The sequence below is a fragment of the Pseudoalteromonas sp. T1lg75 genome, assembly GCF_002964705.1.
GTDB lineage: Bacteria > Pseudomonadota > Gammaproteobacteria > Enterobacterales > Alteromonadaceae > Pseudoalteromonas.
This window is the reverse complement of the sequence record NZ_PQCD01000007.1, coordinates 13,285-35,764: the sequence shown is the minus strand read 5'-3', so window position 1 is coordinate 35,764 and position 22,480 is coordinate 13,285. Positions and strand designations below refer to the sequence as shown.

Sequence of the window (22,480 nt, the reverse complement as noted above, 5' to 3'; positions counted from 1 at the left end):
CCCCATGCCGAACTCAGAAGTGAAACGAAACAGCGTCGATGATAGTGTGGCATTTGCCATGTGAAAGTAGAACATCGTCAGGGCCTTATTAAAGAAACCCGTTGCAGCTATGCAGCGGGTTTTTTGCTTTCTGGCGTTTAATATTCTTACTACATTCTTTGACTATCGATAGCCGTAGCCATCAGGTGTGGTTATCACGCAGCCCTAAATCCATGCTAGATAAGTAGCGCAAGTTAGGGCGGCTTTGGAATAGCTTCGTAACTTGGTTTAATCGGTAGAACATCGAAAAAAGAAACCCGCATAATGAGTGGGGTTTGACGCTTAGAGGATCTGGTGAGGCGTTTTGTTTTATTTGATAAGTTGCTGAATAAAGTCTTTAAGCAGTTGCTGATACTGCTTTTTACTCAGTTCGACAGGTTTGGCATCTGCATTGTTAAAGACAAGCCCTAGAATCACGTCCTGGGTCTCTTTAGGTGCTGCTGCTAGAGTGGACCAGTTATTGAAAAGATAGCGCCGCAGGGCACCATAGGCTTGTGCTAGAGGAATATGTCCCTGGCTATAGCGCCATAGGGTGTGATGATCGGTATGAAGAGGTTCCATCACGGGGCATTCGCATAATAGTTTTAGTAACAGACGACTCTCCAAATCGGCAAAATAATGCGCTATTAGGTGTGGCAGATCCTTTTGCCAGGCCTTGATAACCGGTGACAATAGCTGGGTGCCTTGTTCAGTGAGCCCTTTTGCCATTAGGGCGCTGTATTCACCGCTGACATGATCCCGCTTAATGCCCAGCTTAATGGTGCTGAGACCAAGACGTTGCCAAAATTCCAGCAGGCTGGCGTGAGCGCCAAAGCTGGTGCCAAGTATGGCAACCTTATGTTGTGTGAGATCGTCACCGATAAAGTCCATTAACGCGCTACCTATACCCAGGTGATGCAATTGTGGATGCACGGCAATGCGCACTATGCGCGCGCAGGATAGCTGCGCCAATTGTGATTCACCGCTTAGCTGCGCCAGGCTTTGAGCAAGAAGATGCCCTTGCGGACGACGTTCACCACTTACAACCTGGGCCGCCATTTGCTCATCGAAGCGACCTTCCAAGGTAATAACGGCCACGGCGACCAGTTGCTCGCCTTTTCGGCTCAGGTAAATACGCTGTCCCGGCGCATCCAGTAATTGGCGAAAGTCATTGGCCGAAGTTTGATAATGGGCCAGCACCAGTAAAGCAAACACCTGCTTTAGTAATTCCGGCTGCTCGCGCAGTTTAGCCGTATCGATAGAAATATGAGTTAATGCTTGTTCGCAGGGCTGGAGTTCCTTGCTGGCGGCATCAAGCACCAGTAATTTGTTGATCCCCTGTTCCAAGGGATCCCCCGAGGCGAAGCGAAACGGTTCGTTTAAAACGCGCTCGCGAAAGTTAGAGTAGTGCCTTTGCAAATAGGCTTTAAAGCGCAATGTGTAACCCCGGCCACTGCCTTCGTAACCGGCTAGGGTACTGGCAAAGACCACGCGTGGATAGATAGCCAAAAGCTGTTTAAGAATATGTATCGGCAGGGTGGCCGCTTCATCGACCAAGAGTAGATCACAACTGGGTTGCTCGTGCAGTACGCGATCCGGAGGCATATATTCCACATTACCAAGACTCAGATCTGTGTCCTTGGCCTCGGCAAGGGATGCCGTATCGCTCAGGTGTTTAAACACGGTACTTACCGCGCGACGCTGAACGGCACATAAGATGATGCGTTTATCGCTCAGCTGGCCGGCGGCTATACCTAGTGCGGCAGACTTGCCACGACCCCGGTCGGCGCTAATTAATAGGGGGCGATGTGCTCTACCCTTGGCGGTTTTAATGATTTGCTCTACGACAGCTAGCTGTTCGCTGGTATCCGGTTGAGCGTTACCCTCAGGGGTATCGGCAACCAAGGTGATGCAATTCGAGCTCCCCGCAGATTGCTTGATGCTAACAAAGTCGGTTTCTACTAGTTGCTGTTCTAACCAGGCCCAAAAATGGCTTTGTGTTGGTGTGGAGTAACCGTAAGAAACGAGCTTATCCATACCCGGATCGATAAATGTGCTGGTATCTTCCGGCAGCATAAGCACCAACAAACCCCCGGCTTGCACCGTGCCCGCCAGCGCTGCGAGTTTATCGGCGTAAAAGCCGCTGTAACAGTCGTAGGCGGCGTGGGCATGCTCTTGCCCCAGGATCTGGTGCAGATGATGCGGCCACTGGGCCTGTCTCAACTTTTCATTATTGCTGAGCACATACCATGGAGCGGCTGTCAGTTTCTGGAGCGCTATTAATTGCTCGTAACACCATTGCCGTTCGCCACGCAATAACAGCGCTTGGCGCCATCGCTGGCGCTTTAATTGGCTGAGTAAGTTTGTGACTTCAGAGTGCTTGCAAGCGAGCATAGGCGGTGACCAACCATTTACTGCCAACGTCATCAAAGTTTACCTGCACCCGCGACTGGGCCCCGGCACCTTCATAATTCAATACCGTGCCCTCGCCAAACTTGGCATGTAGCACGCGTTGGCCGAGATTAAAGCCGCTATCGGCAAACGCCGCTTGTGTTAGCGATGGGCTAAAACGGCCCGACTGTTGCGGCGCAGTTACCTTGGTTCTAACGCGAATTTCTTCGACGCAGTCATCGGGTAGCTCTCGCAAAAAGCGTGATGGGCTGTGATACTTTTCCTGACCATAGAGGCGACGGCTTTCCGCATGAGTGATATACAACTTATCCATGGCACGGGTCATACCCACATAGCAAAGGCGACGCTCTTCCTCTAAGCGACCGCTTTCTTCCTGGCTTTGTTGCGATGGGAACATGCCTTCTTCAACACCGGCCATAAAGACAAGCGGGAACTCCAGGCCTTTTGCCGAGTGCAATGTCATCATCTGCACTGCATCTTCATGCTCTTCGGCCTGACCTTCACCGGACTCTAGCGAGGTGTAGGCTAGGAAGCCTTGCAGTGGCGATGAAAACTCTTCATCTACCGGTAATTCGATTGCTCGCAGGCGTTGATTAATTCTTCTAAGTTCTCTACGCGAGCCCGGCCTTTTTCACCTTTTTCCGCCTGATACATAGCCATAAGGCCTGTATTTTCAATGGCGTACTTGGTTTGCTCGGCCAAAGTCAGATCGCCGATATGGGCTTCGATGCCATCGACTAACTCCAAGAACCGGGTTACCGCGGTGGCGGCGCGGCCGGATAAATGCTTTTGCTCTATGATTGCCTTGGCGGCATACCAAAGCGGCAGTGACTCGGCGCGGGCACAGTCACGAATATGGCTGAGGGTTTTATCACCGATGCCGCGGGTGGGCGTGTTGATTACACGCTCAAAGGCGGCGTCGTCTTGGCGATTACTTACTAGGCGTAAATAGCTAAGGGCATCTTTGATCTCCTGACGCTCGAAGAAACGCATGCCGCCATAAATACGGTATTTCATGCCCTCTTGCAGTAAAGCCTCTTCCAGTACACGGGATTGGGCGTTATTACGATACAAGATGGCGCTGTCACTGAGGGCATTGCCGGCCTCGAGCCAGGTTTTAATTTTGCCGACAATAAAACGGGCCTCATCCAGCTCGTTAAAGGCAGCATAGATGGAAATAGACTCACCTTGGTTACCATCGGTCCACAGGCTTTTACCCATACGCTCGGAGTTGTTTTCAATCAGCGAGTTTGCCGCTTTTAGAATCGTTGCCGTGGAGCGATAGTTTTGTTCCAGGCGAATGGTTTCGGCATCAAAGTCGTCCAAAAAGCGTTTAATGTTTTCAATACGCGCCCCACGCCAGCCATAGATACTTTGGTCGTCGTCGCCGACTATCATCATGGAGTTGGTATCACCGGCGATCAGAGCCAGCCAGCGATACTGAATGGTGTTGGTATCCTGGAACTCGTCCACCAGAATATGGGCAAAGCGCTGCTGATAGTGACGCAGCAGCGCAGGTTGTTGCTGCAGCACTTCGTAGCAGCGTAGCAGGATCTCGGCAAAGTCGACTAAACCGGCGCGGTCACAGGCCTCTTGGTAGGCGCCGTATACCCTCTGTAATAGCTGTTCGTTGACGTCATAGGCTTGAATGTCGCCAGGGCGCAGGCCCTCATCTTTTTTGGCGCTGATATACCAGGCGATATGCTTTGCCGGCCATTTCTTTTCGTCGATATTCATGGCCTTAAGCAAGCGGCGTATCATACGTTGCTGATCATCACTGTCGAGAATTTGGAAAGACTCAGGCAATTTTGCTTCACGGTGGTGAGCACGCAAAATACGATGGGCCAAACCGTGGAAGGTACCAATCCACATGCCACCGGCGGAGCCTTGAATGGTTTGTTCGACTCGGGCACGCATTTCTTTGGCCGCCTTGTTGGTAAAGGTCACCGCAAAGACACTATAGGGTGAGGCGTTTTCTACCTGCATCAACCAGGCGATACGATGGACCAATACCCGGGTTTTACCTGAGCCCGCACCGGCAAGAACCAGCATATTTTGCAAGGGTGCTGCTACCGCCTCTCGTTGTTTATCGTTCAAGCCATCAAGTAATTCAGATACATCCATCGCCACATCCACCTATTGTTAGTTTGGCAAGTATAACAAGAGTTCTGCTTTGGCTAAATAGAATACTGTTTTTATAAACAGGTATGCCTTAGCAAGCGAATTATCGGCAATTTACCGCTAACTGCTTGTTCTCATATTAGTTAACATAGGCGCCATGGGTACTTCGGGAGTTAGATAATGAGACGGTACGAAATTGTCAGTGACAGCAGTGAGCAATTAAGTGATTGGCTTAAAGAACAGGTGGTTGCTTTTAACAAGTCACATTGGCCCGTACAAAGACAAAACCTCGGTTTTAGAGTCAGCAATGATAAGGGAGAAGTGGTTGCGGGCATTGCTGGACGATGCTTTGGCCATTGGCTACTCATCGATTGGTTATGGGTCAACCCTGAGCACAGGGGGCAAGGCTACGCCAACGAACTTCTTTATAAACTGGAGCGGGCAGCCAAGGAATTGGGTGCGACAAAGGCCGTACTCGATACCCTGGAGTTCCAGGCTCCCGACTTTTATCGCCGCCATGGTTACGAGGAGGTCTTCGCGCTAGCTGATTACCCTCTTGATGGGCGTCGTAGCTATATGGTTAAAGCACTTTAGTTCGTATTTAACCTAGCTCCGTCAATGCCATGATGTCGTCAATCTCACAGCAAGGCAGACCCTTATAGGCATATTGAATGCCTTGATTATTGAGCCAAATGCTGCGACATCCGGCATTGTTCGCACCTTGCACATCTGTGTCCAGGCTATCGCCGATATGGATGATTTCCTGGTTCGCAACCCCAAGACGCTCGGCGGCATGATCGAATAAATCCCGATGAGGCTTGGACTTGCCATCGGGCCCGGCCATCAAGACTAACTCGAATTGATCTCTGAGGTTGAACTTGGAGACATCGACATTGCCGTTGGTAATGGCGATCAGTCGATATTTACGTTTAAGCGATTCCAGCAGGGCTAATATCTCATCGCTTACGGTGATCTTGCTGCGTGCTTCGGCAAAAATCTCGTAGGCATTGTCAGCATGGTATTGTTCTACCCCAATCTTATCCATGGCGTAAGTGAGCGCTTGCTTACGAATTTGCGTAACATCATGAGCCAGCGCTGGATCACGGGCAATCACGATGCGACGGCAGTCTAGCCAAAAATCATCGCCTTGCTCCAGCCATCCCGGTAGGGTAAGCAAATAATCCTGCTGTGCCTGCAACGCTGCCTTGATGATAGGGTGGTTATCATACAGGGTGTCGTCCAGGTCAAAGCTCAGTACCTTGGCGGGAGCCATGGCTCGATTAAATCGCATCATTCGGGCTGTTACTTCTGTTTTTTAGCTCTGGGGTGGGTATTATCATACACCTTGGCCAGGTGTTGAAAGTCTAAATGGGTATAAACCTGGGTTGCCGACAAACTGCTGTGGCCCAGTAGTTCCTGCACCGCCCGCAGATCGCCGCTCGACTGCAAGACATGAGAGGCAAAGGAGTGGCGCAATTTATGAGGATGAACCTGAGCACTCAGGCCTTGTTTGACTCCCCATTCACGCATGCGCTCCCGTACATGACGCACAGAAATACGGGTTTTCCGTTTCGATAAAAACAGTGCCTCGGGGTCGGCACCGACAAAGGCGCCGCGCACCTTGAGCCAGGCATTAATTGCGGTAATGGCCTGCGAACCCACCGGTACCAAGCGTTCTTTATTACCCTTACCTAGGACACGAATTTCAGCACTGCGCAAATCGATATCATTGCAGTTAGTATTAACCAACTCACTGATCCGCAGTCCACTGGAGTACATTAATTCCATCATGGCCTTGTCGCGGATGGCGAGCGGATCGTCATCGTCGATCTCAAGCAGTTGATGCATCTGTTCAATATCCAGATTGCGGGGCAGCGGCTTATCAAACTTGGGGCCCTTTACAAATTGCGCCGGGTTATCAAGGTGTGGATTATAGGCCCGTAAAAAGCGAAAAAAGGCGCGCAGGCAACTGAGCTTAAGGTTGACGGTGCGAGCCCCCAAGCCCTTGGCACGCAATGACATGGCATAACGGCGAATATCGTCACCGCTAATGGTCAACCAGCCATCCCGGTCATCATAAAAGTATCGAGCCACCTCTAGGAGTTGCCGCTGGTATTGCTCCAAGGTGTGACTGGAGTATTGTTTTTCATAGCGCAGATAATGGTGATAGTCGCTCACGGGTAAGCGCCAGCTGTCGGTCATCACGGCAAAGGTGAGAGCCTGCGACTCGCTCATGATAGGGCTGTTAAGCGCTCTTGCAGGGCTTTGACAAATTCAAAGATAAACAGACTGTCCTGGGCCGGTTCAAAGTGCAGTTCATCTTCACTGGCAAAGGCCAAAATGGCTAACGGTGATGGTAATTCACCAATCAGGTATAAGGCGGCGCTTTTGCTCTGGCCGGCAAAGATCAGCGCTTGTTCCTGCTCTGACAGGCGGCCAAGGTAGTGATTGTTTTGCTCCAGGCGTTTATCCAGCAGGGGTTGTAGCTCGTCGGTGAACTTAACCAGCTTACACTCACTGATTTGCAATTGTTCGCAGATCAGGGCTTCCAGTCCCGCCGCCAGTTCGACAAACTCGGCATCCCGCATTAACTGGCGATGGCAGGCGCTAAACACTTGGAAGACTTTTTCATTTTGTTTCGCCTGAGCCACAAGTTGCTGCAACTGGTGTTGCTGTGCGCGGTTTTGTTCGCGCAGCACTTGTTGCTGGCGTAATTGCAAAGAGGCGACGCTTTCGTGCGTTGCACCCAGGTTCATCACGGCAAACACCTCGGGGTGCTGCAATAGAAAGTCCGGGTTGTCTTTGAGGTAGTTGGCGATTTGTTCTTTGCTCAATTCACTCATAAGGCTATTTGTCCATCAAAAACATGCTCGGCGGGGCCCGTCATCTTGACTGGATGGCCTTCGCCCTGCCAACGGATCTGCAAGCTGCCGCCGGGCAAATCAACTTTAACATTGTTGCCTAGCTTATTTTGCAGTTGTCCCACCACGGCCGCGGCACAGGCGCCACTGCCGCAGGCCAGGGTTTCGCCTGCGCCTCGCTCCCATACCCTGAGCTTGATATGGCCTTGATCGATCACCTGCATAAAGCCAACATTGACCTTTTTCGGGAAGCGCTCATGCTCTTCGACCAAGGGACCCAGGGTGTGCACATCGGCGGTGTCAATATCGTCAACCTCGATCACGCAATGGGGGTTGCCCATGGATGCGGCGCCAACAAACAGAGTCTGCTCCTGCTGCCGTAAAATATAGGTGAGTTCGCGTTTGCTTGCTTTTAGCGGAATTTCTTTGGGCTCAAGCATGGGTTGCCCCATGTTCACCGTGACCTGACCGTCTTTTTCTATATATAAGATCATGTTGCCACCCTTGGTGGAAACGGCAATCTTGTGCTTGTTGGTTAGGCCCTTCATGCGCACAAAGCGGGCAAAGCAGCGAGCGCCGTTACCGCATTGTTCCACTTCGCTGCCATCGGCATTAAAAATACGGTAATGGAAATCTAAATCCGGTGAATAGGGTGCCTCAACCATTAACAATTGGTCGAAGCCAACGCCAAAGTTACGGTCGGCCAGTCGCTTGATTTGGTCGCGGGAAAGAAAAATGTTCTGGGTCACGTTATCCACGACCATAAAATCATTTCCTAACCCATGCATCTTGGAGAAGTTAACTAACATAACGCTCTTACATCATCCCTCTATGCCATCACTATGCCTGCAAAACGCAGCCAACTCTAGGTTTATTGCTGCGGTTGCGGGTCCGTGGCGTGCGCTTGTGCCTCATCATCTTGCTCTTGTGGCGAGGCTGGCTGCTGGTTTTCTTGTTGTTCTTGCGGCAGGTATAAGGGTCCACTTTGACCACATGCGCTTAGTAGCGTTAAGCTGGTGGCAACCACAACTCGAAGCAATCGGTGACTGTTATACATAGTGATTCGATAGATAATTAATATGACTCGTTTTATAATCGCAGAGTAACAGAAAATACCGAAAATGTAGTCGTTGCTGTTGAATTATTTCCCCTTCACAACGTTTACCGCCAGGACAGGAGCGCAAGCCTAATGAGTGAAACCACCATGACCGACACCCAGTATCATCAGCTGGCCGATGCATTGATGTTGACCATAGAAGATCAGATCGACGATTTAGATGCGGATTTAGACTATGAATCGGCGGCAGGGATATTAGAAATCATCTTTGCGGACCGCAGTAAGATAGTGATTAACAAGCAGGCGCCACTGCATCAGGTGTGGGTTGCCACTAAATTTAACGGCCACCACTTTGAATTACATGGCGAGCAATGGATAGATAACCGCTCTGGCGCCGAGTTCTGGCAGTTTATGTGTGATGCAGCGACTAAGCAGGCGGGTGTTGAAATTCGCTGGGAGCATGATTAAGTGAGTCAGTTCGACGGTGTCAGCTACTTTAATAGTTCGGTTCATAAAGCCACGGTGATCTGGCTACACGGCTTAGGGGATTCAGGCGATGGCTTTGCCCCTGTGGCCCCACATTTAGCCTTACCCGATGAGCTGGGGGTGAAGTTCTTATTTCCCCACGCGCCGGTACAGGCGGTAACCATTAATGGCGGCATGGAAATGCGCGCCTGGTACGACATTAAATCCCTTGATCTAGATAAACGTGCCGATGCCCAAGGTGTGCAACAATCTGCACAACGCATTAGCGCCTTAATCGATGAGCAAATCGCAGCCGGGATACCGGCGGATAAGATTATTCTTGCGGGCTTTTCACAAGGCGGTGTGATTGCCTTGCATCTGGCGCCGCGCTATCAGCATAAGCTGGCTGGGGTGATGGCCTTATCGACTTATATGTCGCAGCCCGAGTTGTTGGCTGATCAGGCGATACACAAAGACCTCACAGTTTTTATGGCCCATGGTGAGTTTGACAATGTGGTGCCATTAGCAGCTGGCAAACAGGCCTATGAGTGTTTGCAGGAGCAAGGGATGGCGGTGTCTTGGCAAACGTATGCCATGGCGCACCAGGTCTGTGAACAAGAGCTTGAGGCTATTCGACAATGGCTTATAGAGCGACTAAGTTAAAAGAGATCTAGGAACCAGCGCATGGGACAAAAAATCGTGATTACTGCGAATATGAATAATAAAACACCGCGCATTGCCCGCAAGGATGTGGTCTATCAGTGGCATTGGCATCGCATCGGCACAGTCGCAGGGGTAGGAGCCTTCGCTATCGGTGCGCTTTGGTATGCCGCTTTTACCCCAGCCAATGCCGAACAAAGCAGGGTTTCTGAGTCCGAAATAGCCGCAAGCCAATTAGTCGCAGACCCGGTTGCCAGTGTCGAGGAGCCTGGTGATGTTGAACAGCCTAAGGTTGTTGAGCAGGCGCTGGTGGGTGAGTCACTAGAGAAGCCCGAGGTGCTTGCCCAGGATGCTAACCAGGCAGTCAGCGAGGTCGCCACCGAGGTCGCCGCCGAGGTAGCCACCAAGGCAACCCCTGAAACTCCACCGCTTAGCGGCTCAGCGCAAAGCGAAGTTGAACCCGCTGAGGTCGCAGTCGTCGCAGAGGTAAATCAAGCGAACGAGGGCACGGCTGAACCTAGTCAGGCCGAGTCCATTCGGACCGAACCTGTTCAGGCAGAACCCGTTCAGGCAGAACCCGTTCAGGCAGAACCAACACTTGCCGCCGTCGATTTTAATGATGAAGCCAAGGTTGCCAATCTGGCCCAGGGCAGCAAAATAGATACCGACAAGGTAAGCCGGGCGGTACTCACCACACAGGTGCAAGACCGTGAGCCGGTGAGCGCCCTAGGGCGTGAAATTGCCATGGATGACTTCGATGACCGCCTGGTGTTTTTCACCGAATTGCGCGGTTTGCAGGGGCAACAGGTAAGCCACATTTGGTATTTTGAACAGCAGCAGGTGGCGCGCGTGGAACTTGGCGTGCACACCGCTCGTTATCGCACCTTTTCATCTAAACGCATTATGCCCAGCCAAGCCGGTTTGTGGCGTGTAGAATTACGAGATAACAATAATAAGTTATTGGCAACAAGAGAATTTCGCTTAATTGCCAAGCCTTAACTTTGAATTAGGAATTACATGACAACTGCAACTCAGCGAGTGCGAATTGCCACTCGTAAAAGTGCCCTAGCTTTGTGGCAAGCCGAATTTGTAAAGGCTGAATTAGAGCGCCATCATGCAAATATTGAAGTCGAACTGGTGACCATGACCACCAAGGGCGACATTATTCTCGATACTCCTTTGGCTAAAGTGGGTGGTAAGGGCTTGTTCGTAAAAGAACTGGAGCAGGCCATGCTGGAAGACCGTGCGGATATCGCGGTGCATTCCATGAAGGACGTGCCGGTTGATTTCCCCCCCGGGTTAGAGCTGCATACCATTTGTGAACGCGAAGACCCGCGCGATGCCTTTGTATCGAACCAGTATGCCGATATCGACAGCCTGCCTGAGGGCGCCGTGGTTGGTACATCGAGCTTACGCCGTCAGTGCCAATTGAAGGAACGTCGTCCCGATCTCGATATTCGCGATCTGCGCGGTAATGTAAATACCCGCTTAGCTAAACTGGACGACGGTCAGTACGATGCCATTATCCTTGCCGCCGCTGGCCTGATCCGCTTAGAAATGAGCGATCGTATCCGCAGTTATATCAGTGCCGAAGAGTCGCTGCCGGCCAACGGCCAAGGCGCCGTGGGTATTGAGTGTCGCAGCGATGATGAGCAAATTAAAGCCCTGTTGGCGCCGCTGGAGCATACGCAAACTCGTATCCGTGTCGATGCCGAGCGTGCCATGAACCGCCGTTTGCAAGGGGGTTGCCAGGTGCCTATCGGGGCCTACGCCGTGGTTGAAGGTGACCAGGTGTATCTGCGTGGTCTGGTGGGCTCGTTGGATGGTAAACAAATTTTGCGCGCCGAAGCCAAAGGGCCGATTAGCGAAGCACAGCAACTGGGTGTCAGTCTGGCGGAAGAGCTCTTGGCTCAAGGAGCCGATGTGATTCTGGCCAAGGTGTACGGTGAAATAAAATAATAGCAGTGGACGAAAACGATGGCACAGGCAATGGCACATATTGTTGTTACTCGACCCCAGGGCAAGGGGCAAGAACTGGCGGATCTGCTTAGCGCGCAAGGGTATAAGGTGACTCAATGCCCGGTGCTAAACATAGAGTATCTCGACAGTGACGAACAAGAGTTAGCGACTCTGGATGAGGCCGATATTGCCGTTTTTGTCTCTCAAGACGCGGTGAGTGGCTTGTATCAGCAGCGTGCCACCCTGCCTTCAAGCCTGCAATGTGTGGCGGTGGGAGAAGCCACCGCCGAGGCAATAGAAAGCCATTTTCAATACCGCGCCCTGGTGCCTGAGCAGCATGATTCTGAAGGCGTGCTGGCGCTGCCTCAGCTACAGCAGGTTGAGGGTAAATCCATAGTTCTGGTGAAGGGCCGCGGTGGCCGCACCCTCATAGCTAAAACCCTTAAGCAGCGCGGTGCCTTTGTGAATCCGCTGGTGGTGTATCAGCGCAGTGCGGCAAAGCCGAGCAGTGATGCCTGGTTACAGCAATGGCAGCAGAAGCAGGTCGATGCCCTGGTCATAACCAGTAACAGCAGCGTCGATGCCATCTTTGCTAGCCAAGATCCGCAATTATTACAGTGGCTTAAATCGCGACATTTCTATATTGTTAGTGCTAGAACAGGGGCACACTTAGAACAGCAGGGTGTGGCCACGGACCATATTAGTATTGCCGCAGGCGTGACTAACCAGGCCATCGCCGCGTGTATCGACAGTGAGCAGGAAAACAAGATGAGCGAGCAGCCAGAGAAGCCAGAGCAGGGATCAACTCCTGCTAATACGTCGGCGGCCACAACAAAAGAGCCGCAGCCAAAAATGCCATCGGACGCAGCGCCGACAGGCCAGCGTCGAGGCATGAGTAAGCTTGGTTTACTGGCTCTTTTTATCGCTCTCGGTGCCGGAGCCGGGACTGGCTATTTATATTGGCAGCAGTATCAGCAGCAAAGCAGCGCGGTCGAGCAGGAAAATGCGGCGCTAGCACAAATGCAACAGCGAGTGCAGCAGTTGCATAGCGCAAATCAGGCACTGACGGAGCAGATCAAGGCCCTGGGCAGTGCGCAACAAACCCAGCAACAGCAAAGTCAGCAGTGGCAGCAGGATTTTAATGACGACATCAGTCGTCAGCTGAGTGCCAATCAGCGCTCGCTGATCACGCATGTTGAGCAAAGCATTGCTGCGGCACAAGATAATACTCAACCCCCCTTAGATATGAACGAGTTGCGCCGTTTGGTGGCTCTGGCCGATTTTAAAATTTGGTCTGAGAATAACTACGCCGGCGCGGCCTCCGTGCTTGAGCGCGCCGATGCGTTGCTCGCCAGCTACCCGGGTAATGCCCAACTAAGAAGGGCTATTCACAGTGACCTGCAAACCTTAGCCAGTATTGAGCTGGCGGATGTGCAAGCCATTGTCCTGACCTTGCATGGTTTGGGGCAGCAGGTCGATAAACTGGCTTTCAACATGGTTGATTTGCCGGACGAACCGGTTGCAGCGGATAACCAGGCACTATCGGACAATGTCTCCGACTGGCGGGCTAATTTAGGACGCTCCTGGGATAAGCTGGTGGATGATTTTATCAAGGTGCGCAAACGCGAAACGACCATAGAGCCCCTGCTGGACAACGAACAACAGCGCTTGATTAAACAGCGCCTGCACTTTTACCTGGATCAGGCTGGCTTTGCCGCCACTCACCAGTATGTCGATTTATATAAACAATCGCTGCAAGGTGCGGCGGATTTAATTACCCGCTACTTTGATTTATCAGAGCCGCAAACCAGTCAATTTCTGAGTCAGCTCAAACAGTTGAGACTACAACAGCTTACGCCTGCACAGCCGGTTAACCTGGCCACTGTAAGTGCGCTAGAGGAGTCTTAACATGGTGAGACTGCTTATTATCTTTGGCCTTATCGCCTTGGTCGCCGCGGTGGCCCCTTGGCTGATTGACGAAAAGGGCTATGTGCTGATTGCCTTTGGTCAGTGGACCGTCGAGGGCAGCATAGTCAGTTTTGTTATTCTCACCTTGCTAACCCTGTTTGGCGGTTACCTGCTTTTTTGCTTGCTGCGTTATGTGATCAACAGCTATCGCAATGTTCGCCATGGCTTTTTTGCCCGTAGCAAGGAGCTCAAGCAGGCGGTGCTGGAACAAGCGTTATGGGCATTGATCAACGACGACATGCAGCAACTGCAGCACACCTTAAGCAAGGGCAGTGTCGACGAAAAGTGGCGTGATTTCTCACTGGCCATGCAGGCCAAGGCTCGTTTGCAGAAAGGGGAGCGGGACTTTGCTCTGAATCTCCTGGATGAACTGTCGGATAAGAATCGCAGTGAGCCGGTAAACCTGTGGTTGGCGGCCCATAGCGAAGCCGAGGTACTGGCCACGCTACGCAGCCAATGCGCGAGTAAAAAAGCCACGGCGCATCAGTTAAAACTTTATGCCAATGTGTTGTTGAAGTTGCATAAGTTCAACGAATTTGCCCAATTAGCCCCGCGTTTAATCAAGGCGCAAAGCTTGGATGAAAACGAGTGGGATTGGGCCTTGCGGGCATATTTTGATAGTGACTCGGTCACCACCTTGCAAAAGCGCAATGGCGATCTGCCTAAAGCGGTGCGCAGTGGCGGTCACACCCATTATTTGCGGGCTATGGTGCGTGTCGGAGAAATTGCCGCGGTGCAAGAAGAGCTGAAAAAGCTGCTCAAGCGTAATGAATACTCGCAGCTCTTGTCGGTATTGAGCGAGATCGAATACGGCCAGGTCGAAGAGCTGCAAAAAGCATTGCAGGCCGAGCTGAAAAAGCAGCCCGATGAGCCGGAAATGCTCGTATGTCTGGCTTATTTGGCGCAAAGCCAGGGCGAACACGAGCTGGCGGCACGGATTTTCGATAAGGTCTTAGCGCAGCAACAGCGCCTGCCGCATCCACAGCGGGCCATGCAAAGCTATCGCGCCACAGGTCAAGCGGAGAAAGCCTTACTCGTTCTCGACCACAGCCAGCGCTAGCGAGCCGGTAATGAAGAGCCTATTCAACCTAAGCCTTGTTGTTGCCCTGGGTTACTTTATTACCGGATTTTTAAGTAACGCCCTGTTATCTGTTGAGGGCTATGCCGTGGCCTCTTGGCCACCCTCTGGCATTGCCCTTGCGGCGCTGTTGATCGCCGGACGCCGAGCCTTAGTCGGTATCCTGATCGGCGCGTTCATGACCAACTTATTGCACCTTGAGAGTCTTGGAGGGATCCTCCATTGGCAGGTGGCTACCCAGGCTACACTGGTGACGCTTGCTTCCACCTTCCAGGCCTTTTTGGGCTACTGGCTGATCACCAAGGTACTGCGCGCACCTCTTGATCTGTCTGATTTAAAACGCAGCATGGCCAGCATCCTGGTTGGCGGTCCCCTGGTCTGTGTTATTGCTGCCGTGGTCGGTACCGAGTTGTTGATTGTCAATGGCGTGATCCCGGCGTCGGGACGCTGGGAGAACTTTCTAACCTGGTGGATAGGTGACAGCATCGGGGTGATGATTTTTACTCCCCTACTCTTGGCAGGCTTTAACTTCGAAGTGGTGCGTCATCGCCTTCAGGTGGTGGTACCCTCCTTGATTATCTATGCGGTGATCAGCGTCACCTTCTATCTCGCGGCCAATGCCAAGCAAGAGCAAAATCAACGCTATTATCATTCCCAGGCGCAGGTGATCGTCGAGCAGTTTGATGCCGTGCTCACTCGATTGCGTGCCAATACCCAGATCTTGGCCTCCTTTATGACCCACAGTCATAACGTGTCGCGGCGCGAGTTTGATGACTTTACCAGCAAACAAATGGCCTACAACCCGGAGATCAATGCCCTGGTATGGATGCCCAAGGTGTTAGCGCAAGACGTGGCGGCCCTGGAACAACGAGCTCAGGATGAGGGAGTTGAGCAATATCGGGTGTTTGCCCGCTTTGCACAGCGGTATGCCGGAGAGAATCGTTTTCCCGTCTATTATGGTCAGTTTTCGTCGGGTCTGCAGACTGTGTTTGGTCTTGATATCAGTGCGGAGCCGTACTTCCCGGAACTCTTAACGCATCCGGGAAAGTTGTTTGTAACCCCCGCCTTTCAGCTTGAAAGCAGCCCTCAGGGCGATCTTGGTTTTTTGGTGGTGGCCGAGGTGCTGGATACAGAAACCCTGATTAATGGCTATGTGGCTGCGGTGATAAGCCTACCGTTATTAAAACAATCGGCACTGGCCAAAATGGCATTCGACGGCATAGATGTGGAAGTAGTGGATATCAGTGCCGAGCCGCAACAGGCTATTTTAAAGCTGGCCGAACATGATGACTTGATCATGAGCCATGATGTGGCTACCGCCTCTCGGCAATGGCGTTTAAACATTTATCGTCAGGGCGGCCGACCGTTATGGTCTGGCTATTGGTTTGCTCAGGTGGTGGGCATGCTGTTCGTCTGGTTGTTGACCACTTTTTTAATCGCCATCACCGGCAGTAATATTCGCGTGCGCGATCAGGTCGCAAAACAAACCAAGGTATTGCGCGAAGAAAAGGCCAAGGCCGACAGTGCCAACAGCGCAAAATCACAGTTTCTGGCCAATATGGGTCATGAAATACGCACCCCAATCAACGGCATCAAGGGTTTGCATTACCTGGCCTTGCAGCAGGATAATTGGCAAAAGGGCAAGCAGTATGTAGCGCAGGCGGATAACGCCCTGAGTGTGCTGCTGCGAGTACTTAACGACTTGCTCGATTTTTCAAAGATGGAAGCGGGCAAGCTCGACTTGCACCAGGAGCCCATAGTCATAGACGAGCTCTGCACCGAGCTAAAACAGTTGATCAGTGTGGAAGCCAGCAATAAGAGCCTGTTGGTCGACTATGAAATCGAGCCGGAGGTGGCGCCCACCTTCCACACCGATATGATCCGCCTTAAGCAGGTTTTGCTGAATCTGTTGAACAATGCGGTGAAGTTCACCCAGCACGGTGCCATTCGCCTAAAGGTTGCCGAGGGTAAAAATGAACTCTGCTTTAGCGTTAGCGACACCGGTATAGGTATTCGTAAAGAGATTCAAAAACAATTATTTAAACCATTTTCGCAAGCCGATGGCTCGACCTCGCGACGCTTTGGCGGCACCGGGCTAGGCTTAAGCATCTGCCAAAAGCTGGTGGATTTGATGGGCGGGCGCATTGAACTGGAGAGCGAAGAAGGGCTGGGGTCCTGTTTTCGCGTTTATCTGCCGAAGCAATCCAATCTACCGAAGCGTCAAGACAGGCCAAAGCAGCGCGGCGAATTACGCAATATCGACTTAACCGATGTGGCTATTTTGCTGGTGGAAGATAACCCGCTCAATCAGCAGGTGGCCAAGGCCATGCTTGAGGGCAAGGGCGCTAAACCGGATATTGCCAACGATGGTGTTGAGGCGGTCGAAATGGTGGGCCGCAAACATTATGACCTGGTGCTCATGGATATACAGATGCCAAATATGGATGGTTTGGCGGCCACCCAGGTGATCCGTAATGAGCTACTGCTCAGTGATTTGCCTATCATTGGCCTTTCTGCCAATGCCCAGGAACGGGACCTAAAGCTGGCTCAACATTACGGCATGAACGACTATGTGGTGAAGCCTATTGAGGCCAATACGCTCTTTAGTAGCATTGCCCGTCAATTGGCCCGGCGGGTGAGTGCCACACCGGACTAACTTGAATTTATTGCGCAAGTGCGTATGATGCGCGCAATTTTATCTACACACTTGGGGGTCATGATGATCAATCGCCAACTACCTTTACTCGATCTACATCGCCATTTAGACGGCAATGTACGCGCTACCACCATTCTCGAGTTGGGCCGACAGTTCAATATACAGCTCCCAGGTAACGACCTTGAGTCTTTGCGTCCGCATGTGCAGGTCGTTGAGATAGCCCCCGACTTGATGGCTTTTTTAGAAAAGCTCGACTGGGGCGTAAAGGTGTTAGGGGATTACGATGCCTGCCGTCGCATTGCCATCGAAAATGTTGAGGATGCCGTGGCACAAGGCATAGACTACACCGAGCTGCGTTTTAGCCCTTACTACATGGCGATGAGCCATAACCTGCATCCACAAGGGGTGGTTGAGGCCGTGGTCGATGGTATTCATAGCGCCGTGCGTGAGCACGATATCAAGGTCAACCTAATCGGCATTATGTCGCGCACCTTCGGACAACAAAAATGTCAGCAAGAGCTGGACGCCATTTTGGCCTTTAAAGAGCAGATGGTGGCGGTTGATTTGGCCGGTGACGAGCTTGGCTTTCCCGGTGACTTGTTTGTGGACCACTTTAAACAGGTGCACAAGGCTGACTTGCGTGCCACCGTGCATGCCGGTGAGGCACAGGATTCCAGCAGTATCTGGCAGGCCATTCAGGGCTTGGGGGCCGATCGTATCGGACACGGCGTCAATGCTATCCAGGACTCTAAATTAATGGATTACCTGCGTGATAACCGCATTGGTATCGAGTCGTGTCTGACCAGTAACGTGCTTACCAGTACGGTTGCCGATATTCACACCCATCCATTGAAGCGCTTCTTGGAGCACGGCATTTTGGCCTCGATTAATACCGATGATCCGGCGGTGCAGGGCATTGAACTCGACAACGAATATCAACATGCCGCTTACCAAGCAGGCCTAAGCAAGGAAGATATCGAGTTGGCTCAAGTCAATGCGTTAGAAATCGCTTACTTAAGCGATGGCGATAAAGCCGCTTTAAAAGCAAAAGCGGCCGCTCGCGAGGCATAATCAGGCAGCGCTACAGCTGCGGTAACTCTGTGAGAGCGCTTGTAATACCTGCGAGCGCTCCGCCATGCCGATGACTTTCCCTTGGTCAATAACTGGATAACGTTTGGGTAGATTGTGGCGGCGCATGCGCGCGGCTAAATCAAGTAAAGAGTCATCGAGCTGACAGGTAAGCACATCTTGGCTCATCACCTCACGCACCTGGATACGGCCATCACAAAAGTAGCTGTTGGTGGTCAGCGGCGCTAAGCAGTCTTGCTCCGATAAATAACCCAATAACTTTCCCGAGTCATCGATCACCGGAGCACCAATCACCTGATGTTTAAGCAGTAAATCAATCGCTGCGGTGAGCTCAAGATCCGGGCTGATGGATAAAAAGGTTCGCTTGATAATATCAGAGACTTTGATATTGAACATGGTCGCACTCCTATTGTGGTTGATGGGAGTAGTCTAGGTTTGGCTGGTTGATAGGTAAAATGAATTAAAACTATTACAGTGTTCCAAAAAACAGAAAAGAGACCTAGGTCTCTTTTCTAACAGCGAAAGCTTAGTGGCGGTTTACTTGATAAAGGCAAAGGCATCCGCATACATATGTTCGCGCAGGGCACCGTGCTCGATAAAGTCATCGCGCACCGCGCCTATCATATCGAAACGTCCGGCCATATAAATTGCGTAGGGTTCTAACGACACTATGTCTTTCATCACCGCCTGATGTACTAAGCCGGTGTGGCCACGCCACTCGCCTTGCGGTTGCTCAACGACCGGGATAAAGGTGAAATGCGGGTTACTGGCAGCCCAGGCTTCCATTTCTTCTTTGGCGTACAGAGCATCTTCGTGCTTTACACCCCAGTAGAAAAATACCGGGCGGTCGCAGCCGACTTCGGCAAGGTGGTCGGCCATCGATTTAACATAGGAGAAGCCGGTGCCCCCCGCCAAAAGAACCAGTGGACGGTCGCAATCAAGACGTAGCTGAGATACACCCAGGCCCACTTCCAGCGTTGCCTGAGTGCCATTGGCAAGATGCTCTTTCAGGTGCTCAAGCGCCTGCATGGCGTAGGAGTCGGCACCCGAGGCGCCAATGTGTAACTCTATTTCATGCTGTTGGCTGGGGCGACTGGCGATTGAGAATGCACGCTTGTCTTTTTCCGCCAGTACCAATTGACAATACTGGCCCGCTTCAAATTGAGCCGCTGCATTTGGCTTCAAAATTACTTTGTAAACAAATTCTGTAAGTGGCGAAATGCTAAGCACATCCGCTTGTAATGTTTGCATGATTAACCTTGCTTCTTACTCTTAACTGCTAGCCTACCATAGAAGGCCAATAAACGGGCACCTAGTCTATGCCCAGTGAGTCCCATATTTCATCGACTCTTTGCTTGGTGGCCTCGTCCATCACTATGGGTTCGCCCCATTCGCGGTCGGTTTCACCGGGCCATTTGTTGGTTGCATCCATGCCCATTTTTGAGCCTAAGCCGGAAACCGGCGAGGCAAAGTCCAGGTAGTCGATTGGGGTATTTTCTACCAAGGTGGTATCGCGCGCCGGGTCCATACGTGTGGTAATGGCCCAGATCACGTCATTCCAGTCACGGGCATTGACGTCATCATCACAAACGATCACAAACTTGGTGTACATAAACTGGCGCAGGAAGGACCACACGCCCATCATCACCCTTTTTGCATGCCCGGGATATTGCTTCTTCATGGTCACCACCGCCATGCGGTATGAGCAGCCCTCGGGCGGTAAATAGAAATCAACGATTTCTGGGAACTGTTTTTGCAAAATGGGCACAAATACTTCGTTCAGTGCCACACCTAAAATGGCCGGTTCATCGGGTGGGCGGCCGGTATAGGTGCTGTGGTATATGGGGTTTTCGCGGTGGGTAACATGGGTCACCGTCATCACCGGGAAATCATCGACCTCATTGTAATAGCCGGTGTGATCGCCATAAGGCCCTTCGGGCGCCAGCTCGTCCTGGGCGATATAACCCTCAAGCACGATTTCCGCACTGGCGGGCACCTGTAAATCGTTGGAAATCGATTTTACCACCTCGGTTTTGCTGCCACGCAACAAACCGGCAAAGGCATATTCGCTGAGCGTATCCGGCACCGGCGTGACCGCACCCAAAATAGTGGCAGGATCGGCACCCAGGGCAACGGAAACCGGGTAGGGCTCCCCTGGATTTTCCTTACACCATTCCTGGAAATCCAGGGCGCCGCCGCGGTGCGATAACCAGCGCATAATAATTTTGTTTTTACCTAGCAGTTGCTGGCGGTAAATACCCAGATTCTGGCGCTTTTTGTAAGGTCCTTTAGTGACCGTCAGGCCCCAGGTAATAAGAGGCGCGGCATCGCCAGGCCAACAATGCTGTATGGGCAGCTTGGTCAGGTCGACCTCATCGCCACTGATCACCACCTGCTGACAGGGCGCCTTTTTCACTTCCTTGGCGGGCATATTGAGGACTTGTTTGAATACCGGGATCTGTCCAAATGCTTCCTTAATGCCTTTAGGCGGCTCGGGCTCCTTGAGGAAGGCCAGTAGTTTACCCACTTCGCGCAACGCTTCGACGTTATCCTGACCCATGCCTAAGGCCACGCGTTCGGGTGTTCCAAAGAGATTTGCAAGCACCGGAATATCATAGCCGACCGGATTCTCAAATAGTAAGGCCGGGCCTTGGGCACGCAAGGTGCGATCGGCAATTTCGGTCATTTCCAAATGGGTGCTAATGGGCTGGCTGATCCGCTTGAGCTCGCCGCGTTCTTCAAGCAACGCGATAAAGTCTCTTAAGTCTTTGTATTTCATTCCGCCTCTGTAAGCCTCGAGAGTTTGCAGCATTATACTTGATGGCGACGCAAAAGCGATCAATCACTGCTCTGACACTGCCAGGTTTCGTCGTTGATCATTAGTATGCTGTTATCGCCCTTGCCCCAAAAGGTCAGTTCTCTATTACTGTACTTGGCACCGGAGGCGGCGCGCTCGCCATGCAGGGTATAGGTATCTTGATCTAAAGTCAGGGTTGCGCTCTCGGCGCCGAAGCGAACGCTGAAAGTGGCTCCCGAATCACAGCGGTAGTTTACCGCCACGGAGCGCTCTTCGGTTAAGGGCAACTCGTTGCAGGCGCTGAGCAGTATAGTGGCGGGTATTGCGAGAAAAAGTATCTTAGCCATTGTTTTGCTCCGCAATTGTGGACAACTTCAGTGTAGCGTATTAGCTTAACAAGGCACATTTAACACTGCAAAAGGAATGCCCATGGCTGGCGCAAGTTTACTGACCCTACTTGATGATATCACCGCCCTATTAGACGACATTGCCACCATGAGTAAGGTGGCGACCAAAAAAACCGCCGGCGTACTGGGGGACGATCTGGCCCTTAACGCGCAGCAGGTTTCGGGGGTGAACGCCGACCGCGAGTTACCCGTGGTCTGGGCGGTGGCCAAAGGCTCCATGCTCAATAAGGCCATCCTGGTGCCCGCGGCGCTGCTGATTAGCGCCTTTATTCCCTGGCTGATCACGCCGCTGTTAATGTTAGGTGGCTTATTCTTGTGTTTTGAGGGGGCAGAAAAGCTGGTTCACTCCAAGGAAGAGCAGCCGGAGCACCCGGCCCTGGCCGAGCCTCTGACCCCGGAAGCAGAAAAGGAAAAAATAAAGGGGGCGATACGCACCGATTTCATTCTTTCCGCGGAAATTATCGTGATCTCACTGGGTACGGTTGCGACCGCCAGTTTTATTCATCAGCTCTCAGTGCTGTCGGTGATTGCCGTGGTGATGACGGTGGGTGTATATGGCCTGGTAGCGGGCATCGTTAAATTGGATGACGCCGGGTTATTTCTGCTGCAGCGGGGTGTTTCAGCTAAAAGCGCCATGAGTCGCGCTATGGGTCGTTTCTTGCTGACCTTGGCACCCTGGTTGATGAAGGCGCTGGCGGTATTGGGGACTATAGCCATGTTTCTAGTAGGTGGCGGCATATTGGTGCATGGCATTGTGCCCCTGCATCACCTTATTGGCCACTGGGGTGAGCTGGCCGCTCAATACGGTGGACTGCTTGAAACCTTGGTCGTCAATGGCGCCAATGGTATCGCCGGGCTTATCGCTGGATTCGTCGTCGTAATCGCACTACACTTGGTCAAGCTGCTGAAAAAATAACAAATATTAAGGGTGC

The 22,480-nt window shown here is 52.0% G+C and carries 20 protein-coding genes and 1 pseudogene; 10 read left to right on the top strand and 11 right to left on the bottom strand.

Features of this window, described 5'->3' with window-relative positions:
- Nucleotides 1-348: 348 nt before the first annotated feature.
- Both C2M36_RS02405 and uvrD read right to left on the bottom strand, forming a co-directional pair.
- A complete protein-coding gene (locus C2M36_RS02405) occupies nt 349-2,445 on the bottom strand; it encodes a GNAT family N-acetyltransferase (protein WP_105253545.1) in 2,097 nt (698 codons plus the stop codon).
- Nucleotides 2,390-4,554 (bottom strand): annotated as a pseudogene (gene uvrD / locus C2M36_RS02400) (DNA helicase II). Before uvrD ends, C2M36_RS02405 begins: the two are co-directional and overlap by 56 nt.
- Before the next feature lie 177 nt (nt 4,555-4,731).
- Between uvrD and C2M36_RS02395 the strand changes: the two are divergent.
- Nucleotides 4,732-5,145 carry a GNAT family N-acetyltransferase gene (locus C2M36_RS02395; RefSeq protein ID WP_105189401.1) on the top strand — a complete coding sequence of 138 codons (414 nt, stop codon included), beginning with the start codon at nt 4,732-4,734 and terminating at the stop codon, nt 5,143-5,145.
- A gap of 7 nt (nt 5,146-5,152) precedes the next feature.
- Here the strand turns inward: C2M36_RS02395 and C2M36_RS02390 are convergent, their stop codons facing one another.
- From C2M36_RS02390 to lptM, 5 genes are all read right to left on the bottom strand, one after another.
- Nucleotides 5,153-5,845 carry an HAD-IA family hydrolase gene (locus C2M36_RS02390; protein ID WP_105189402.1) on the bottom strand — a complete coding sequence of 231 codons (693 nt, stop codon included), beginning with the start codon at nt 5,843-5,845 and terminating at the stop codon, nt 5,153-5,155.
- 8 nt (nt 5,846-5,853) lie between these two features.
- Nucleotides 5,854-6,786 (bottom strand): tyrosine recombinase XerC, encoded by a 933-nt coding sequence (gene xerC, locus C2M36_RS02385; RefSeq protein WP_283247860.1) that lies wholly within the window; start codon nt 6,784-6,786, stop codon nt 5,854-5,856.
- Nucleotides 6,783-7,394: a DUF484 family protein gene (locus C2M36_RS02380; RefSeq protein ID WP_105253544.1), complete on the bottom strand. Its 612-nt coding sequence runs from the start codon at nt 7,392-7,394 to the stop codon at nt 6,783-6,785. The genes xerC and C2M36_RS02380 overlap by 4 nt, the downstream gene beginning before the upstream one ends.
- The gene (dapF, locus tag C2M36_RS02375; protein WP_105253543.1) at nt 7,391-8,221 is read right to left on the bottom strand and encodes a diaminopimelate epimerase; all 831 of its coding nucleotides are present in this window, start codon (nt 8,219-8,221) and stop codon (nt 7,391-7,393) included. The genes C2M36_RS02380 and dapF overlap by 4 nt, the downstream gene beginning before the upstream one ends.
- A 62-nt stretch (nt 8,222-8,283) precedes the next feature.
- Nucleotides 8,284-8,469 carry an LPS translocon maturation chaperone LptM gene (gene lptM, locus C2M36_RS02370; RefSeq protein WP_105253542.1) on the bottom strand — a complete coding sequence of 62 codons (186 nt, stop codon included), beginning with the start codon at nt 8,467-8,469 and terminating at the stop codon, nt 8,284-8,286.
- Between the two features lie 147 nt (nt 8,470-8,616).
- On the opposite strand from lptM, the gene cyaY reads away from it, so the two are divergent.
- The 8 genes from cyaY to add all read left to right on the top strand — a co-directional run bounded on the left by cyaY (nt 8,617) and on the right by add (nt 18,326).
- Nucleotides 8,617-8,937 (top strand): iron donor protein CyaY, encoded by a 321-nt coding sequence (gene cyaY / locus C2M36_RS02365; protein ID WP_105253546.1) that lies wholly within the window; start codon nt 8,617-8,619, stop codon nt 8,935-8,937.
- Nucleotides 8,938-9,597, top strand: a complete 660-nt coding sequence (locus tag C2M36_RS02360; RefSeq protein WP_105253541.1) for an alpha/beta hydrolase — start codon at nt 8,938-8,940, stop codon at nt 9,595-9,597. It abuts the gene before it with no gap.
- A 21-nt stretch (nt 9,598-9,618) separates the two neighbouring features.
- Nucleotides 9,619-10,593 (top strand): DUF2914 domain-containing protein, encoded by a 975-nt coding sequence (locus tag C2M36_RS02355; RefSeq protein WP_105253540.1) that lies wholly within the window; start codon nt 9,619-9,621, stop codon nt 10,591-10,593.
- A gap of 18 nt (nt 10,594-10,611) precedes the next feature.
- Entirely contained in the window at nt 10,612-11,553 is a 942-nt protein-coding gene (hemC, locus tag C2M36_RS02350; RefSeq protein ID WP_105253539.1) for a hydroxymethylbilane synthase, read from the top strand.
- A gap of 30 nt (nt 11,554-11,583) precedes the next feature.
- Nucleotides 11,584-13,461 carry a uroporphyrinogen-III synthase gene (locus C2M36_RS02345; protein WP_158678842.1) on the top strand — a complete coding sequence of 626 codons (1,878 nt, stop codon included), beginning with the start codon at nt 11,584-11,586 and terminating at the stop codon, nt 13,459-13,461.
- Between the two features lies 1 nt (nt 13,462).
- The gene (locus tag C2M36_RS02340; protein ID WP_105253537.1) at nt 13,463-14,581 is read left to right on the top strand and encodes a heme biosynthesis HemY N-terminal domain-containing protein; all 1,119 of its coding nucleotides are present in this window, start codon (nt 13,463-13,465) and stop codon (nt 14,579-14,581) included.
- Nucleotides 14,582-14,591: 10 nt separating this feature from the next.
- Nucleotides 14,592-17,255 (top strand): ATP-binding protein, encoded by a 2,664-nt coding sequence (locus tag C2M36_RS02335; RefSeq protein ID WP_105253536.1) that lies wholly within the window; start codon nt 14,592-14,594, stop codon nt 17,253-17,255.
- 63 nt (nt 17,256-17,318) lie between these two features.
- Nucleotides 17,319-18,326: an adenosine deaminase gene (gene add, locus C2M36_RS02330; protein WP_105253535.1), complete on the top strand. Its 1,008-nt coding sequence runs from the start codon at nt 17,319-17,321 to the stop codon at nt 18,324-18,326.
- On the opposite strand, the gene C2M36_RS02325 is transcribed toward add, so the two are convergent.
- The 4 genes from C2M36_RS02325 to C2M36_RS02310 form a co-directional block, all read right to left on the bottom strand.
- Entirely contained in the window at nt 18,327-18,740 is a 414-nt protein-coding gene (locus C2M36_RS02325; protein ID WP_105216204.1) for a CBS domain-containing protein, read from the bottom strand.
- Between the two features lie 141 nt (nt 18,741-18,881).
- Complete coding sequence (fre, locus tag C2M36_RS02320; RefSeq protein WP_105253534.1) at nt 18,882-19,595, bottom strand: NAD(P)H-flavin reductase; 714 nt, start codon at nt 19,593-19,595, stop codon at nt 18,882-18,884.
- 61 nt (nt 19,596-19,656) lie between these two features.
- A complete protein-coding gene (gene ubiD, locus C2M36_RS02315) occupies nt 19,657-21,123 on the bottom strand; it encodes a 4-hydroxy-3-polyprenylbenzoate decarboxylase (RefSeq protein WP_105253533.1) in 1,467 nt (488 codons plus the stop codon).
- A gap of 59 nt (nt 21,124-21,182) precedes the next feature.
- A complete protein-coding gene (locus C2M36_RS02310) occupies nt 21,183-21,488 on the bottom strand; it encodes an MliC family protein (protein WP_105253532.1) in 306 nt (101 codons plus the stop codon).
- Between the two features lie 82 nt (nt 21,489-21,570).
- On the opposite strand from C2M36_RS02310, the gene C2M36_RS02305 reads away from it, so the two are divergent.
- Nucleotides 21,571-22,464, top strand: a complete 894-nt coding sequence (locus C2M36_RS02305) for a DUF808 domain-containing protein (RefSeq protein WP_105253531.1) — start codon at nt 21,571-21,573, stop codon at nt 22,462-22,464.
- The last annotated feature ends 16 nt before the right edge of the window (nt 22,465-22,480 follow it).